Source organism: Guyparkeria hydrothermalis, from assembly GCF_023555385.1.
Classification (GTDB): domain Bacteria; phylum Pseudomonadota; class Gammaproteobacteria; order Halothiobacillales; family Halothiobacillaceae; genus Guyparkeria; species Guyparkeria hydrothermalis_A.
This window is the reverse complement of record NZ_JAJSED010000001.1, coordinates 1,379,385-1,394,504: the sequence shown is the minus strand read 5'-3', so window position 1 is coordinate 1,394,504 and position 15,120 is coordinate 1,379,385. Positions and strand designations below refer to the sequence as shown.

15 protein-coding genes are annotated in these 15,120 nt (G+C 64.8%); 11 read left to right on the top strand and 4 right to left on the bottom strand.

What is annotated here, in order from left to right; all coding sequences use genetic code 11:
- Positions 1-50: 50 nt before the first annotated feature.
- From LV476_RS06380 to LV476_RS06360, 4 genes are read left to right on the top strand one after another with little or no spacing between them, the layout of a single operon-like run.
- Positions 51-1,373, top strand: coding sequence for a DUF945 family protein (locus LV476_RS06380; RefSeq protein ID WP_250074525.1), 1,323 nt, complete (start codon positions 51-53; stop codon positions 1,371-1,373).
- 30 nt (positions 1,374-1,403) lie between these two features.
- Positions 1,404-2,633, top strand: coding sequence for a bifunctional glutamate N-acetyltransferase/amino-acid acetyltransferase ArgJ (argJ, locus tag LV476_RS06375; protein ID WP_250074523.1), 1,230 nt, complete (start codon positions 1,404-1,406; stop codon positions 2,631-2,633).
- 2 nt (positions 2,634-2,635) lie between these two features.
- A complete protein-coding gene (locus LV476_RS11190; protein ID WP_349666000.1) occupies positions 2,636-3,619 on the top strand; it encodes a thiamine phosphate synthase in 984 nt (327 codons plus the stop codon).
- Between the two features lie 17 nt (positions 3,620-3,636).
- Positions 3,637-4,143 (top strand): hypothetical protein, encoded by a 507-nt coding sequence (locus tag LV476_RS06360; RefSeq protein ID WP_250074521.1) that lies wholly within the window; start codon positions 3,637-3,639, stop codon positions 4,141-4,143.
- A gap of 1 nt (position 4,144) precedes the next feature.
- On the opposite strand, the gene LV476_RS06355 is transcribed toward LV476_RS06360, so the two are convergent.
- The gene (locus tag LV476_RS06355; protein ID WP_250074519.1) at positions 4,145-4,693 is read right to left on the bottom strand and encodes a Smr/MutS family protein; all 549 of its coding nucleotides are present in this window, start codon (positions 4,691-4,693) and stop codon (positions 4,145-4,147) included.
- A gap of 158 nt (positions 4,694-4,851) precedes the next feature.
- Here LV476_RS06355 and surE point away from each other — a divergent pair, with 158 nt between their 5' ends.
- The 6 genes from surE to LV476_RS06325 all read left to right on the top strand — a co-directional run bounded on the left by surE (position 4,852) and on the right by LV476_RS06325 (position 9,684).
- Positions 4,852-5,592, top strand: coding sequence for a 5'/3'-nucleotidase SurE (surE, locus tag LV476_RS06350; RefSeq protein ID WP_250074517.1), 741 nt, complete (start codon positions 4,852-4,854; stop codon positions 5,590-5,592).
- A gap of 10 nt (positions 5,593-5,602) precedes the next feature.
- Positions 5,603-6,256 carry a protein-L-isoaspartate(D-aspartate) O-methyltransferase gene (locus LV476_RS06345; RefSeq protein WP_349665999.1) on the top strand — a complete coding sequence of 218 codons (654 nt, stop codon included), beginning with the start codon at positions 5,603-5,605 and terminating at the stop codon, positions 6,254-6,256.
- Positions 6,257-6,289: 33 nt separating this feature from the next.
- Positions 6,290-6,871, top strand: coding sequence for a YqaA family protein (locus tag LV476_RS06340; protein WP_250074515.1), 582 nt, complete (start codon positions 6,290-6,292; stop codon positions 6,869-6,871).
- A gap of 3 nt (positions 6,872-6,874) precedes the next feature.
- Positions 6,875-7,654, top strand: a complete 780-nt coding sequence (locus tag LV476_RS06335; protein ID WP_250074513.1) for a peptidoglycan DD-metalloendopeptidase family protein — start codon at positions 6,875-6,877, stop codon at positions 7,652-7,654.
- A gap of 304 nt (positions 7,655-7,958) precedes the next feature.
- The gene (gene rpoS / locus LV476_RS06330) at positions 7,959-8,960 is read left to right on the top strand and encodes an RNA polymerase sigma factor RpoS (RefSeq protein ID WP_250074512.1); all 1,002 of its coding nucleotides are present in this window, start codon (positions 7,959-7,961) and stop codon (positions 8,958-8,960) included.
- Positions 8,961-9,162: 202 nt separating this feature from the next.
- Positions 9,163-9,684 (top strand): MarR family winged helix-turn-helix transcriptional regulator, encoded by a 522-nt coding sequence (locus tag LV476_RS06325; protein ID WP_250074510.1) that lies wholly within the window; start codon positions 9,163-9,165, stop codon positions 9,682-9,684.
- A 74-nt stretch (positions 9,685-9,758) separates the two neighbouring features.
- Here the strand turns inward: LV476_RS06325 and LV476_RS06320 are convergent.
- Positions 9,759-11,131, bottom strand: a protein-coding gene (locus LV476_RS06320; protein WP_434062819.1) for an IS3 family transposase whose coding sequence is annotated in 2 segments (ribosomal slippage) — positions 9,759-10,660 and positions 10,660-11,131 — 1,374 coding nt in all. Because the reading frame shifts where the segments join, the coding sequence is not laid out codon by codon here.
- Between the two features lie 105 nt (positions 11,132-11,236).
- Positions 11,237-12,760, bottom strand: coding sequence for a leucyl aminopeptidase (locus LV476_RS06315; protein ID WP_250074509.1), 1,524 nt, complete (start codon positions 12,758-12,760; stop codon positions 11,237-11,239).
- Positions 12,761-12,936: 176 nt separating this feature from the next.
- Here LV476_RS06315 and LV476_RS06310 point away from each other — a divergent pair, with 176 nt between their 5' ends.
- Entirely contained in the window at positions 12,937-13,242 is a 306-nt protein-coding gene (locus LV476_RS06310; protein WP_250074507.1) for a hypothetical protein, read from the top strand.
- A gap of 110 nt (positions 13,243-13,352) precedes the next feature.
- On the opposite strand, the gene LV476_RS06305 is transcribed toward LV476_RS06310, so the two are convergent.
- A complete protein-coding gene (locus LV476_RS06305) occupies positions 13,353-15,113 on the bottom strand; it encodes a sodium:solute symporter family protein (protein WP_250074505.1) in 1,761 nt (586 codons plus the stop codon).
- Positions 15,114-15,120 lie beyond the last annotated feature (7 nt).

Sequence of the window (15,120 nt, the reverse complement as noted above, 5' to 3'; positions counted from 1 at the left end):
ATGACCGCCGTGGTGGTCAGGAAACAACAACCGAGAAAGAGAGACAGGGAATGAAACGTCTGATACTTGCCGTGGTGGTCGTGCTGGCCGCCGCTGTCGCGGCCGCCCCGTTCGTGACCGGGCATGTCATGGAAAGGACTCTGGCCGAGGTGAAACACTTCCCGGGCACGCGACAGGCTCTGAGCCTTGAAGTGTCCGACTACCAGCGCGGTTATCTCGAGTCCCGTGCCGAGTCCGAGCTGTTGCTGCATCTGCCCGAACAGGAGCCGGTGCGGGTGAAGCTGACCCATCGCATCGACCAGCTGCCGGGACTCGACGGACGCTACGCCACCGTGCATACCCGTTGGGAGCCGGCCGATCCGCTGCTGCGTGGTCAGCTGGCCGAGGTGTTCGGCGATGAGGCGGAGTTCACTCTCACCACCGCGTTGTATCCGACCGGTGGGACGCGCTCCACCGGGCGCGTGCCGATGGTCGACCGCGAAGGCGTTACGTTTTCCGGGGCCGACCTGATGCTCGAGACTTCGGCCGACGGCGGATTCGACTACGCCATCGAGAGCGAACGCCTCGCGGTCGACGAACAGGCCGAAGGGGTCGAGGCCGGTGCCCGTGCCACCGCCGAGGGACTGCGGCTGGTCGCCTCCGGCAAGGTTGCCGACGACGGCTTCGTCTGGGATAGCGAAGGTCGCATGTCGGTCGACAGCATGCAGGTCGCGGAGCCCGACGGCACCGCTTCGATCGAGGATCTGACCGTCGGTTTCGATTCGAGCCGCGAGGACGATCTGTTCCGTTTCGCGATCGACTACCAGGTGGGCGAGGCGACCATCGAGGGCGAATCGTTCCGCAATGCGCGGATGCGCCTGGCGGTCGAGCGTCTCGATGCCGAGGCGGTGCGCACCATCGCCGAACGCATCGAGGAGCTTCAGGAGCTGGCAGCCAGCGGTGCTGACGTCGAGCAGGCCGTTGCCCAGGTGATGCGCGAGGAACTGCCGGCACTGCTGAGCCGTGGTCCGCGCATTGCCATTGATCCGCTCCAGGCCACGACCGCGGAAGGCGATACCGAAATGGCGCTATCCGTCGAGGTGCCGGCCGGCGTGGTCAAGGGCGAACCCAACCCGATGATGTGGATGGCCCTGATCAGCGCGATGGCGGTCGAGGGCAGCCTGAAGATGCCGCTCGCCCTGCTGGAAAAGCAGGCAGCCGCACAGGGGCGTGCCGGGCAGGTCGAGGAGCAACTCGCCCCCTTGGTCGCCCAGGGCTGGATCGCGGTCGAGGACAACGTGGTCAAGACCACCGTCGACTTCCGCCAGGGCAATCTCGAACTGAACGGCACATCCGCCAACCAGTTGCTGAACATGGCGCTCGGTGGTGGCTGAGCGAGACAATCATTTAGGAGATAGTTAGGCATGAGCGTTGGATTGACCGCCCCGGCCGACGGGGAACTGCGGCCCGTTCCCGGTATCCGTATCGGCATCACCCGGGCTGGGGTACGCAAGGCCAATCGTGACGACCTCGCCGTGATGCTGTTGCCTGAGGGGGCGACCATGGCCGGTGTGTTCACGCAGAACCGCTACTGCGCCGCCCCGGTGATCATGTGCCGCGAGCGTCGCTTTAGCGATGTCGAGCCGCGCGCATTGGTGATCAACACCGGCAATGCCAACGCCGGTACCGGCGCCGACGGCATGGCGCGAGCCGAAGCCGTCTGTCACGCACTCGCCCACCGGCTGGGCTGTGATGACCGGGCCGTCTGGCCGTTTTCGACCGGCGTGATCATGGAGACCCTGCCGTCCGAGAAGATCATCGATGCGTTGCCCGCAGCGGTGGCCGAGGCCGTGGAGGACAACTGGCTGCGCGCCGCCTCGGCGATCATGACCACGGACACCATTCCGAAAGGGCGGTCGTTGACCCGCGTGATCGGCGGGGCGTCGGTGACGGTCACCGGCATTGCCAAGGGTTCCGGGATGATCCATCCGAACATGGCGACCATGCTCGGCTACATGGGCATCGACGCGCAGGTGCCCAAGCCGGTGCTGCAGGCCATGCTCCTCGAGATCACCGAGGAAAGCTTCAATCGGGTGACCGTGGATGGCGACACCTCGACCAACGATGCCTTCATGCTGATCGCGAACGGCCGGGAGGGCAGTCTCGAGGTCTCGAGCATCGACGACCCCAACTATGCCCCGCTGCGTGATGCGGTGGCCGAGGTGGCGGTGTTCCTCGCCCAGTCGCTTGCGCGGGACGGCGAAGGCGCGACCAAGTTCGTCACCATCGAGGTCAGTGGCGGGCGTGACCGCGCCGAGTGCCGGCTGGCGGGCAAGGCGATCGCCCACAGCCCGCTGGTCAAGACGGCGCTGTTCGCCTCCGATCCCAACCTCGGGCGTATCCTCGCTGCCGTGGGCAATGCCGGTATCGACGATCTGGATGTGGGCAAGGTCAGCCTCTGGCTGGGTGACGTGCGTGTCGTGGTGAATGGTGGCCGAGACCCGGAGTACGTCGAGGCCGAGGCCGCCGCGGTGATGGCAGAGCCCGAGATCACCATGCATGTCGATCTCGGCCGCGGCTCGGCCGTCGATCAGGTCTGGACCTGCGACTTCTCCTACGACTACGTCAAGATCAACGCCGAGTACCGTTCCTGATCGTGACGGCAACGCCACGGATCGACATCGTCCTCGGCCTGCTGCGCCAGCCGGACGGCCGCGTCTGGACGGAAGTCCGCCCGGACGACAAGCACCTGGCGGGCATGCGCGCGTTCCCGGGTGGCAAGCGCCGGCCCGAGGAGACCCTGCGCGCGGCGCTCGACCGTGAGTTGGCCGAGGAGATCGGTATCCGCGTGCGTCGGGCGAGGCGATTGATCACGCTTGACTGGGATTATCCCGACCGGCATTTGCGACTGATTGGTTTTGAGGTGACCGACTGGCTCGGCCAGCCTCGCTCGGCCGAGGGGCAGGCGCTCGCGGCCGAGCCACTCGGCCGCGATGACCGAGGCGAGTGGCTGGCCGCGATGCCGCCGGCCAATCGTGGCCTGATCAACGCGCTCGTATTGCCGCGTTGCCTCGCCATCACGCCGCCTGTCGGCGCGGACGGGTTCGTGGCATGGCAGGCTCGAGTCGAGTCGCAACTGCGCTCGCTGCCCGCGCCGATGCTGGTCAACCTGCGTCCCGGGGCGTCGGTCGGCGCAATGGAGGTGCCCTGGCCGGCGCTGGCCCGGGCGGTGCTGGCGGCGGGCCACTGGCCGCTGGTCAATCCGTCCACTGAACGGCCGCTTCCGGAGGGGCTCGACCCCCGCGTCGGGCTGCATCTGAATCATGCCCGGCTCACGTCCGTCTCCGTCGCGAAGGTGCGGGAGTGGCAGGCGTCGGGTCATCTGGTTACCGCGGCCGTGCACGATCGGGCCACGCTTGACCGTGCCGTTGAGCTGACCGTCGATCTCGTCACCGTCTCGCCCGTACGGGAAACGGGAACGCATCCGGGCGTGCCGGGCATTGGCTGGTCGGCCTTCGCCGAGCTGGCTGCGGCCGCCTCCATGCCGGTCTATGCGCTCGGTGGTGTCGCTACCGATGATCTGCCGCGTATCTGGCGCCGCGGCGGGTTTGGCGTGGCCGGCATCTCGGCCTTCTGGTGAGTCGTGAGGAGAGACGAATGAGCATGAAGCAGGCGAAGTGGCTGGTCGCCACCCTCCTGATCCTGGGCGTGATGACCTATCTGTGGGGGCGGGCGCCCAGCAAGCTATCCACGGACGTGCCGGTCACCGGGACGCTGACTCAGGTCGAGACGCCGGACGACTGCCAGCTGAAAGGCGAGGGCTGTACGATCACGATCGACGACCTGGGCGACTTCCGAGTCGCCATGCCGGCGACGGTGGCGCCCCTGAAGAAGTTCGACTTTACCGTCGAACCGCTGGGCGAAGCAGCCCGTTCGGTCGGCTCGGTCCGAGTCGATTTCGAGATGGTCGACATGGACATGGGGATCAACGCCTACCGGCTGGAGCGGCTCGCCGATGGCCACTACCAGGCGACCGTCATCCTGCCGGTCTGCACCACGGACCGCAGTGACTGGCTGGCGAACCTGACCATTCACAGTACCGAGGGCGCCTACCTGTTGCGGTTGCCGTTTGCCGTGGATCGGTCGCGGCCGTCAGAGGGCTAGGTCAGTCGCCCGGGTTGAGGCGGCGCAACAACACGTAGAGCGCGCCGGTGCCGCCGTCGTGCGGCGGGGCGGAGCAGAAGGCGACCACGTCGTCGCGCTGGGGAAGCCAGCGATTGAGCAGGGTCTTCAGGACCGGCTGGCCATCGGCGGAGCGATAGCCCTTGCCATGGACGATGCGTACGCAGCGACGGAGCTCGCCTCGCTCGCTGCGGATGAAGGCGCCCACCTCGTTGCGGGCCTCGTCGACGGTCAGGCCGTGCAGGTCGAGCGAGGCCGCGACGCTATAACCGCCGCGCTTTAGCTTGCGCAGTATCGCCTTCTGCACGCCCGGACGGACATACTGGACCTGTTCACCCTGTTCCGGTGCGTCGGCCAGATCGCTGAAGGCCACTTCGTCGATCATCTCGTCGAAGCCGGCCTCGCGTCGCGGACGGGCGCTGACGCGCGGGCGCTCGGGTTCGACGCGCTCGTCCTCGACCGGGTCGACAGGGCCGACGGCATCGAGAAACAGGGCGCGATCCTCGGGGTCGATGCGTGACTGGTCGCTCATGGAGGCATGATAGCGCCCCGGTGAGGGTCGGTGCCATCAACGACGGGTGCCGAGGTCCCACTTTCGGGCTGAATTGCCGACCGGCAGGCGGTATCCTTGCGGGAGCACCCGTCGCGGCCCGTTTGGGTCGCGACCTTCGGAATCGAAACGAGCAATCCATGCATATTCTTCTAAGCAACGACGACGGCTACCTTTCCCCGGGACTCAACATACTTGCCGAACGACTGGCCCGGTTCGCCACTGTCACCATCGTTGCCCCGGACCGCGATCGCAGCGGTGCCTCCAACAGCCTCACGCTCTCCCGCCCGCTGCGTCCGCGTCAGCTGGAGGAGCGGCTGTGGGTGATCGACGGCACACCGTCCGACTGTGTGCACCTGGGCATCAAGGGGCTGCTGCCGGAAATGCCGGACCTGGTGGTCTCGGGCATCAACCACGGTGCGAACCTCGGTGACGACGTCCTCTACTCGGGTACCGTGGCCGCGGCCAGCGAGGGTCGTGCACTGGGCCTGCCGGCGATCGCCGCCTCCTGCCAGTCGTTCGCCCCGGAATACCTCGAATCGGCGGCACATTGGGTGGAATGGCTGATCCGCCGGCTGGGCAACCATCCGTTGCCCGCCTACACGCTGCTCAATATCAACGTGCCGGATGCGCCGCTGGACGAGATCGGTGGCGTCAAAGCGACGCGGCTCGGGCGCCGTCACCCCTCCGGGCAGCTGGTGCGGGACACCGATCCACGTGGTCGCGAGATCGTCTGGATCGGTGCCGCCGGCGAGGCGGAGGATGCCGGCGAGGGCACCGACTTCCACGCGTTGGCGTCCGGTTGGGTCTCGGTGACGCCGATCCATTTCGACATGACGCGTCACGAGACAATGCCTGCACTCGAACATTGGCTGGCTTGAGGGAGAGCCGGTGATTCAACGCAACTACCAATGGGCTCGCCAGACGATGCTCGAACGGCTCGAGTCGCAGGGTATTCGGTCGAAGCCGGTGCTCAAGGCGATGGCGTCTGTGCCACGCGAGGCGTTCGTCGACGAGGTGCAGAGCGTGCGCGCCTATGAGGATTGCTCCCTGCCGATCGGCCAGGGGCAGACCCTCTCGCAACCGTATATCGTGGCGCGCATGACGGAACTCGTGATGGCCGGTGAGCGTCATCTCAAGCGTGTGCTCGAGGTGGGGACCGGCTCGGGCTACCAGGCGGCGGTGCTCGCTCAGCTGTGCCAGTCGGTGTTCACCGTCGAGCGGATCGGGGCGTTTCTCGATCAGGCGAAGGCCCGTCACCGGCAACTGGGGCTGCTCAATATCCGCTACATGCACCGGGATGGTTTCAAGGGCTGGCCCTCGCAGGCGCCGTTCGAAGCCATCGTGGTGACGGCCGCCCCCGATGCGGTACCGCCGGAACTCAAGGAGCAGCTCGCGATCGGCGGCCGGCTGGTGATACCGGTCGGTGCGCAGGGTGGTGGGCAGAAGCTGACCGTGATCACCCGGCTTTCCGATACCGAATATCAGACGCGCTGGTACGATCTGGTGTCGTTCGTTCCACTGCTGCCGGGGTCCTTGGCTTGATCCGCGGCATGACCCTGTTGGCGTGAGGTGCGCATGAGGCTGTTTGGCCCGCTCTACGACCGTGTCCTGGCCTGGTCCGCCCACCGCCGCGGGCCGGCCGTGCTCGGCGTATTGAGCTTTGCCGAATCCTCGGTCTTCCCCGTGCCACCGGACGTGATGCTCATGCCGATGACCCTCGCGCGGCCACGCTGCTGGTGGGGGTTTGCCCTGATCGCCACGGCAGGCAGCGTGCTCGGCGGGTTGCTGGGTTATCTGATCGGACTGTGGGCGATCGAGGCGATCCAGCCCTGGCTGGCCGAATCCCATTACGCGGCAGGCTTCGAGCGCGCGCGCGAATGGTTCGCTGCCTGGGGTTTCTGGGCGGTGCTGGTCGCCGGCTTTTCGCCGATCCCCTACAAGGTCTTCACCATCGCCGCCGGCGCCATGGCCATGAATCCACTGGGATTCGTCCTCGCCTCATTCGTCGGTCGAGGTGCACGTTTCTTTCTCGTCTCGGGGCTGGTGGCCTGGGCCGGTCCGCGCGTCGCGCCGAAGCTCCGACAGTACATCGAGTGGCTCGGCTGGCTGTTCGTGGCCTTGCTGCTGATGGCCATCGGAATCTGGCAGACGATGTAAGCCATGCGTACCGGCCTGCCAGCCCGCGAGTGCCGTATCCCGTCGAGTCTGGCGCCCCGCTGGTCGAGGTTGCTGGCGGCATTCGCGGTGGTGTTCCTGCTTGCCGGTTGTGCCTCCTCCACCGACTACCGCAGCTGGGAGCAGGGGCAGCCGGTCTATTACGTCAAGGGGGGCGACACCCTCTATTCCATCGCCGTGGCCAACGATGTCGACTGGCAGCGACTGGCGCGCTGGAACGGGATATCCAACCCTCGGCACCTGCGCATCGGACAGCGGCTGCGCTTGAGTCCGCCGAACAGCGCGGGATCGACGTCACGGTCGCCGTCGCGCTCGGTCGCCGCGCCCAGCCGGAAGGCCGACTCCTCGACAGCCGTGAGGGTGTCGCGACCCTCACCGGCCGCTTCGCCGGTCAACTGGCGCTGGCCACTGGAGGGCAAGGTGCTGCATCGCTTCTCGGAAGGCGCGCCGGCGCAGAAGGGTTTGATCCTTGCGGCGCGCGTCGATACGCCGGTTCGGGCCGCTGCCGCGGGCAAGGTGGTCTATTCGGGCGACGGCCTGCCTGGCTATGGCAACCTCGTTATCGTCAAGCACAACGCCCAGTGGCTGTCGGCCTACGCCTACAACAAGAGTCTGTCCGTATCGGAGGGGCAGCAGGTTCGGCGGGGCGAAACGATCGCCCGGGTCGGCCCGCGTGACCATCGCCAGCCCGACAAGGGTGGACACCTGCTGTTCCAGATCCGCCGACAGGGCAAGCCGGTCGACCCGGAGCGCTACCTGCCCTGATCCCCCCTCGGTGGTCGCCGCCTGCTCTTGAAAACGTTTGACCCGTGTCCATGTCCAAGGGACATGCCCTGAATGGGGCCGCCCGTTACGCAAGTTATATATGCGTGTACATGTCTTGTACATGAATCGGGCCGGCCAAACGCATTCCTGGCCGACTTCGAGCCTCTCAGGGTAAATGATCTCAAGAAATCGAATATGTCATGTTGTTTTATTCGATTTCGTGGGGATTGATCGCCTCATCTCACTGTGCAAAGGTTGTACACAGATCGTTTCGGCAACAGCGCAATCGAGCGAGGGACACGACATGGCACAGGCAATCGTTCACGACAGCATTCCCCAGGTCGAGCCCAGCAAGGTGGACGAGCTGGCTGCCGACCCGGCCACCCCGGCGACCGACCCTCGAGCGGCTCGTCGGGAGAGCGCGCCGGAAGCGGCAGAATTCGCCCGCAACTTCAATGTGGATGACTCGGAATCTCCGGATCCGGTCCGACTTTACCTGAAGGATGTCGAGACCGAACGACTGCTGACACCGGCCGAGGAGGTCGACTACGCTCGCCGCGCCCAGGCCGGTGAAGAGTGGGCACGTCAGAAGATGATCGTCTGCAACCTGCGACTGGTCATCAAGCTTGCCCGCCGTTACATCAATCGTGGCCTCGACCTTCTCGACCTGATCGAGGAGGGCAACCTCGGTCTGATGCGAGCGGTCGAGAAGTTCGACCCCGAGCGTGGTTTCCGCTTCTCGACCTACGCGACCTGGTGGATCCGTCAGACCATCGAACGCGCCCTGATGAACCAGGCGCGGACGGTGCGCCTGCCGGTGCACGTGGTCAAGGAAGTGCATTCCTACAACCGCGCCGCGCGTCGAATCGCGCAGAACCAGAACGGCGACGTGCGCCCCGAGCAGATCGCCGAGCATCTGGAAAAGCCGGTCAAGGACGTACTCAAGGTGATGTCGTACAACGAGCGCGAGTCGTCGTTCGACAGCCCGCTCAAGGGTGACGGCGAGTTCTCGCTGCTGGACATGGTGCCCGACGAGAACAGCCAGCTGCCCGAGGACGAATTGCAGGACAACGGTGTGCTGCAGCTGCTCGACCGGCTGATCGACAAGCTCGAAGGCAAGCAGCGCGAGGTGCTCATGCGCCGCTACGGTCTGCGTGGCCACGAGCCGGCCACCCTCGAGCAGGTGGGCAGCTTGCTCGGTTGTACCCGCGAGCGGGTCCGCCAGATCCAACTCGAGGCGGTGCGCCGCCTCAAGCAGTTTGCCGTCAACGAGGGCGTGACGTCCGACGTCATCTTCAGCGAATGACTCTCCGGCCGCTTCGGCGGCCAGATGGAGCCTGGTGAGGCCTGACCGCCTTCTGTCTTCGGGCAGCGAGGCGGTTTTTTTGTGGCTGCAAACACGACGTTAGCAAGGCTAATAGTTGGAGGGGCCGGGCCGGGGTGGCAGAATGAATGTCCCGGTCAGGACGTCCGGACAAGACCGTTTCCCTCCCACGAAGGGGCCCCGCATGGCCGACTTGAAAACCGAATTCGACATCTGTGCCGAGGACCGCGTGCCGGTGCTGCTGCACCGCGTCGACCAGTTGTGGCGCCAGCTGCTTGATCATGAGCTTGCCCACCACGGCTTGAGTCAGGCCAAGTGGCGGACGATGGCGATTTTGTCGCTGTATCCCGAGGGCCTCATCCAGTCGGAATTGGCCGAGGAGCTGGGTATCGAGGGCCCGTCGCTGGTTGCCATGGTCGATCGCCTGTCACGCGATGAGTGGGTCGAGCGGGTCCAGTGCGGTACCGATCGCCGCTGCAAGATCATCCGTCTGACCGAACGCGCCCTGCCGCTGATCGACGAGATACGTGCCAGTGCCGAGAAGCTCTATGCCCGCACTTTCACCGAGGTGGATGTTCCCGGCGTGAGCATTCAGGATGTGGAGCGCTTCATGATCGCCCTGCGTGATCGGCTCTACGAGAATCTGCCGGAGCGAAAGCGCCAGCAGCGACGCCGTAATTTGGCGCGTGCCGCTGAGCAGGGCTGATCCGCCCCATTTTTTTCCGGCCCGACACAAAACGCCCCCGATGATGAACTGACCCCCAAAAGTTGGACGGTTAGTTAGCCGGGCACCAAGGCCTGAGTCCTGTATTCCACGGGGCTCAGGCCTTTTAGTTTGTCCTTGATCCGGTCGTGGTTGTAGTAGTGGATGTAGCGCTTGAGCTCGGCGACGAACGACTCGACGCTACTGAACCGCTGCCCATGGAAGCATTCCGTCTTCAGAATCCCGAAGAAATTCTCCATGACGGCGTTGTCGAGGCAATTGCCCCTTCGGGACATGCTCAGCTCGATGCCATGTCGGTGTAGCGTCTGTCGGTAAGGGGCCATCCGGTACTGCCACCCCTGATCGGAGTGCAACATCGGCGCCTCACCCGCATTCAGGCGCCTCAAGGCCCGGTCTAGCATCGTCATGACCAGCGGCAATCGAGGGCTGCGTGCGATTTCGTAGGCGACAATCTCCTGGTTGTAGAGATCCAGAACCGGCGATAGGTAGACGCGCTCACCCCGAACCTTGAACTCGGTCACGTCGGTGACCCACTTGTGGTTGGGCCGGTCCGTCTCGAAGCGACGCCTGAGATGGTTCGGGGCTGCCAGGCCCTCCTCGCCACGGTATGAGCGATACCGTTTCGGGCGAATGCGGGAAGCCAAGCCCAATTGCCCCATCAGGCGTTGCACGGTCTTGTGGTTCAGCGGCCGTCCCTGACGGCGTAGGGTCCAGGTGATACGGCGGTATCCGTAACGCCCCTTGTGCCGATGAAAGATGGCGGCGATGTGCCGCTTCTCATCGGCATATCGCTCCGGCCGGCGGGAGGCTCTCAGCCAGTAGTAATACACGCTGCGAGCCATTCGGGCTGCCTTGAGCAACCACTTGAGGGCGTGCCTTGGTCTCAGTTCGGTGATCAGTCGCGCCTTTTCTTCTCGGCGGATCGCTTTTCCTGGGCCAAGGCTTTCAGCTTTTTTAGATAAGCATTCTCCGCCTCAAGATAGGCCAAGCGCTCATGCAGCTCGTCCGTCGTCATGTTTTCCGTGGCCTTGCGGCGTTCGGGTAACGGTGGCGAATGAGGTTTGTGCTTGGCCATGAGAGTGCGCCTCTTGCTGCGTTTGGACTCCAGCGCTGCCATCCCACCCTGGACAAAGTCACGCTGCCATTTGCGCACCGTGGTCGATGCCGCAATCTTGAACATCGCACAGGTGTGCCGCACGGACCACCCTTCCGATTCCATCGTGGATAGCACCTGACGCTTGAACGTTGCCGAATAGCGGGCACCTGCGCAGCGAAGGCCTTCCGGCCCATGCTCTTCATAAGCCGCCGACCATCGTCGAACACTCCCGCTGTCGATACCGAACCGCCTTGCCGTCGCGGTGCTGCCTTCTGATGATTGTTGATAGTGCTGCACGACGGCGAGCCGGAATGACTCCGAATACTTGGTCATAAAGAAACCCCTGTCAGTTGGACTGTTGTCCAACTGACAGGGGTCACTTCAATGACCGGGGGCGTTCTTCGTTTCAGGGCCTTCCATGAGCCCTGGTCAGGCGGATCACCCGTTGTTGTTCCCTTCCTGCTGCTGGCGAGCGCGGTTCATCAGGAATTCGGTGAGCAACGGGACCGGCCGGCCGGTGGCGCCCTTCGCCTCGCCGGTCTTCCAGGCAGTGCCGGCAATGTCGAGGTGGGCCCAGTGATGTTCGCGCACGAAGCGTGAAAGGAAGGCGGCTGCGGTGATGGTTCCCCCTTCGCGTCCACCGATATTGGCCATGTCGGCAAAGTTGCTCTTCAGCTGGTCCTGGTACTCGTCCCACAGCGGCAACTGCCAGGCGCGGTCATTGGCAGTGTCGCCTGCCCTGAGCAGTTCCCGGGCGAGAGCGTCGTGGTTGGAGAGCAGGCCGCTGGGGTGACGGCCCAGGGCGACGATGCAGGCGCCGGTGAGCGTGGCGATGTCGACAATGGCTGCCGGCTTGTAGCCGGCCGCGTAGGTCAGCGCGTCGCAGAGAATCAGCCGGCCCTCGGCATCGGTGTTCAGAACCTCGATGGTCTGCCCGGACATGCTGCGGATCACGTCGCCCGGCTTGAGCGCCGCACCGCCCGGCATGTTCTCCACGGTGGGGACGATGCCGACGACGTTGATGGGCAGCTGCATCTCGGCAACCGCGGACATCACGCCGATGGTGGCCGCCGCGCCGCCCATGTCGAACTTCATCTGGTCCATGTCCGGTCCCGGCTTGAGCGAGATGCCGCCGGAATCGAAGGTGACTCCCTTGCCGACCAGCACGATCGGCGGGGTGTCGCTGTCCGCGCCCATGTGCTCCATCACGATCATCTTCGGCGGCTCGCTGCTGCCTTTGGCCACCGAGAGCAGGGCATTCATCCCCAGCGATTCCATGCGCGACTGGTCCAGCACTTCGACAGAGAGGTGCAGGTGGGTCTCGGTCATCTTGCGCGCATGCTCGGCCATGGTGGTGGGCGTGAGCAGGTTGCCCGGCATGTTGGCGAGGTTCTTCGCCATACGCATGCCGTTGCTGATCGCGGTGGCCTCGCGCACGTAACGCTCGGCTTCCATCAGTTCGCGACGCGTCGGCAGGATGAAGGTGACCTTGCGAAGAGGTCGACGCGGACCGAGCTCACGGTCGGTCTTCAGTTCGTCGAAGCGGTATAGCGCATCGTCGATCGCGACGATGCTCTGCCGCAGGACGTGCTCCATGCTGCTGCCGCGTACGTCGATTTCGGAGAGGTGGCTGACGCATTCGGCCGTGCCCCGATGGTGTAGGGCCTCGACAGCCGCGCGCGTCGCCTTGACCAGCCCACGCGTATCCAGCTCGCGTTCCTTGCCCAGGCCCACCAGCATGACCCGGTCGGCCTGGATGTTGGGCACGCCATGCAGCAACAGGGTGTCACCCAGTTCGCCGTCCATGTCCCCGCGCCGTGTGATCGCCGTGATGAACCCGTCGCTGACGCGGTCGATGGTCTCGGCCGCATCCGAAAGCCGCCGGGACTCGAATACGCCGACGATTAGGCAGGCAGTACGCTGTTTCTCCGGAGCGCCACTCTTTACCGAGAATTCGAGCACGGTGATATTCCTCGTCTCTGCTGTGCGTGGGGTGGGGCGCGGGACGTTAGCCACCATCCCGCGGTACGTTAGCCGGCAGTCTAGCAAAAAGGCGGGACCGGGCCGGTCGTGCTTCGGGTCCGGTGCCCGCTCCTGCTAGGATTCACACTCTTTCCCAGACGCCTGAGGGTGCCACGATGAGCGACCATTCCGACAAGCGACCCGACTCTCCTTCCCCCGAGGACGAATTCGAGCCGGGTATCGGCGATCCCTATCGCTTCGAGGCTCCCTCGCCTCAGCCCGGGTTCGCCCGGGCATCCAAGGTCATGCTGGTGATCGGTGCGATCCTCTCGGCCGTGGGCGTGATCGGCGGGCTGGGGCCTATCGTGTTTACCAGCGGCGAGGACAAGCGTCAGTTTATGGACCTGCTGATGCTCGCCCCGGCTGGGGTGATCCTAATGTTCACCGGCATCACCGGCTGGGTGATCGCTGGCGGGCGTTAACCGCTACAGGACGCCCCCACCGGGATAATCCCGGTCGCCAGACACAAAAAAACCCCGGGCCGAGCCCGGGGTTTTCTGTTTCATGGCCGGCATTTGCCGGCCTCTGTCGATCAGCTGGCGCGCGGGACGCGGACGTCCTCGACCAGCTCCTGGATCTCCGCCGGCGGCGGGGTGGTCATCTTCGCGACCAGAATCGCGACGATGAAGTTCACCGCAGCACCGATGGCACCGAAGGAGGTCGGGTTGATGCCCAGCATCCAGTTGTCGGCGTTGTCCGGCAACATGTTGGTGCCCGGGATGAAGAACCAGCCCTTGTACCAGAAGATGTACAGCAGGGTGATGGTCAGACCGGCCAGCATGCCCGCGATGGCGCCCTGCTTGTTCATGCGCTTGGAGAAGATCCCCATCATCAGCGCCGGGAACAGGGAGCTCGCCGCGAGACCGAAGGCCAGTGCCACCACCTGGGCGGCGAAGCCCGGCGGGTTGAGACCGAGGTAACCGGCGATGACGATTGCTACGGTCATCGAGATCCGGCCGGCCATCAGCTCGCCCTTCTCGGAGATGTCCGGCTTGATCACGCCCTTGAGCAAGTCATGCGAGATGGCCGACGAGATCGCCAGCAGCAGGCCCGCTGCGGTCGACAGCGCGGCGGCGATACCACCGGCGGCGATCAGCGCGATTACCCAGTTGGGCAGCTTCGCGATCTCCGGGTTGGCCAGCACCATGATGTCGCGGTCGACGTACAGCTCGTTGCCTTCCCAGCCGTACTGGGCTTCGGCCATAGCCGCGAACTCTTCGTTCTTGTCGTTGTAGTACTGGATGCGGCCGTCGCCGTTCTTGTCCTCGAACTGCAGCAGACCGGTGGTCTCCCAGTTCTTGAACCACTCCGGACGCTCGGCGTACAGCAGGTTGCCTTCCTCGGCCCCGATCGCGCCCGGCTGGACGGTCTTCAGGGTGTTCCAGATCGCCATGGCGCCAACGGCCGGGGCGGTGGTGTAGAGGATGGCGATGAACAGCAGGGTCCAGCCGGCCGATTTGCGGGCGTCACGGACGCGCGGCACGGTGAAGAAGCGCACCAGCACGTGCGGCAGACCGGCGGTACCGATCATCAGCGCCAGGGTCAGCAGGAAGGTGTTCATCAGGTCCGGCGTGCCGGTGTACTCGGCGAAACCGAGGTCGACCAGGATCATGTCCAGCTTCTGCAGCAGGTACTGGTTCGAGCCGTCGGTCAGCTCTGCGCCGGTGCCGATCTGCGGCAGGAAGTGGCCGGTCAGCTGCAGCGAGATGAAGATCGCCGGGACGGTGTAGGCGAAAATCATGATCACGTACTGCGCGATCTGCGTGTAGGTGATGCCCTTCATGCCGCCGAGTACCGCGTAGACGAACACGATGCCCATGCCCGCGAACAGGCCGACCTCGACCGAGGTCTCGAGGAAGCGGGAGAAGGCGACGCCCACGCCCTTCATCTGACCGATGACGTAGGTCAGCGAGATCACCAGCAGGGCGATGACGGCGATGACGCGCGCGGTCTTAGAGTAGAAGCGGTCACCGATGAATTCCGGCACCGTGAACTTGCCGAACTTGCGCAGGTACGGCGCCAGCAGCATCGCCAGCAGTACGTAGCCGCCGGTCCAGCCCATCAGGTAGGCGGAGGCCGAGTAGCCGTTGAAGGCGATCAGGCCCGCCATCGAGATGAACGACGCGGCGGACATCCAGTCGGCGGCGGTGGCCATGCCGTTGAGAACCGGGTTGATCCCCTTGCCGGCAACGTAGAACTCGCTGGTCGTGCCGGCACGCGCCACGATCGCGAGGATGAAATACAACACGAAGGTGGCGCCAACCACCAGGTAAATCAGTGTCTGAAGATCCATGTCTCTT

What these genes read in the sequence shown, in the direction of transcription:
- LV476_RS06305 (WP_250074505.1), bottom strand. Translation starts at nt 15,113, where the DNA reads ATGGATCTTCAGACACTGATTTACCTGGTGGTTGGCGCCACCTTCGTG.
- surE (WP_250074517.1), top strand. Translation starts at nt 4,852, where the DNA reads ATGCATATTCTTCTAAGCAACGACGACGGCTACCTTTCCCCGGGACTC.
- LV476_RS06360 (WP_250074521.1), top strand. Translation starts at nt 3,637, where the DNA reads ATGAGCATGAAGCAGGCGAAGTGGCTGGTCGCCACCCTCCTGATCCTG.
- LV476_RS06335 (WP_250074513.1), top strand. Translation starts at nt 6,875, where the DNA reads ATGCGTACCGGCCTGCCAGCCCGCGAGTGCCGTATCCCGTCGAGTCTG.
- LV476_RS06380 (WP_250074525.1), top strand. Translation starts at nt 51, where the DNA reads ATGAAACGTCTGATACTTGCCGTGGTGGTCGTGCTGGCCGCCGCTGTC.
- LV476_RS06355 (WP_250074519.1), bottom strand. Translation starts at nt 4,693, where the DNA reads ATGAGCGACCAGTCACGCATCGACCCCGAGGATCGCGCCCTGTTTCTC.
- rpoS (WP_250074512.1), top strand. Translation starts at nt 7,959, where the DNA reads ATGGCACAGGCAATCGTTCACGACAGCATTCCCCAGGTCGAGCCCAGC.
- LV476_RS06310 (WP_250074507.1), top strand. Translation starts at nt 12,937, where the DNA reads ATGAGCGACCATTCCGACAAGCGACCCGACTCTCCTTCCCCCGAGGAC.
- LV476_RS06325 (WP_250074510.1), top strand. Translation starts at nt 9,163, where the DNA reads ATGGCCGACTTGAAAACCGAATTCGACATCTGTGCCGAGGACCGCGTG.
- argJ (WP_250074523.1), top strand. Translation starts at nt 1,404, where the DNA reads ATGAGCGTTGGATTGACCGCCCCGGCCGACGGGGAACTGCGGCCCGTT.
- LV476_RS06340 (WP_250074515.1), top strand. Translation starts at nt 6,290, where the DNA reads ATGAGGCTGTTTGGCCCGCTCTACGACCGTGTCCTGGCCTGGTCCGCC.